The organism is Spirulina sp. CCY15215 (genome assembly GCF_016888125.1).
Taxonomy (GTDB): domain Bacteria; phylum Cyanobacteriota; class Cyanobacteriia; order Cyanobacteriales; family Spirulinaceae; genus CCY15215.
In genome coordinates this window covers 1-271 of the sequence record NZ_JACSWA010000091.1, presented here as the reverse complement: position 1 = coordinate 271, position 271 = coordinate 1, and the positions used below count along the sequence as shown (strand labels likewise).

The following is a 271-nucleotide window of genomic DNA, read 5'->3' as shown; positions in this document are numbered from 1 at the left end:
ATAATGAAACTTGTTCCTCTGTTGGATACGCAGGTTAACCAGTTATCAATTCCGTGGTCAATTCCTAATACTTTTTGGGTGTCGAGTTCGATTTGTTGAGGTTCTAATTTGTAGACCCATTCAACATAAAAGCAACCATTACGAGGCAGAATCCGAATTTCTCGAATCTTCTTAAAGTCGAGATTGGTGGGAAATGGTAACAGGAATGAATCAACTTTAAAGGCTGCTTTTACCTTCATTCCTAATGGAATCCTAACCTTATCTCCTTTCA

General features: G+C 38.0%; 1 pseudogene. It reads right to left on the bottom strand.

The annotated features are described in order from the left end of the window. Positions 1-271: pseudogene (locus JUI58_RS27445) on the bottom strand (RNA-guided endonuclease TnpB family protein); the annotation flags it as partial.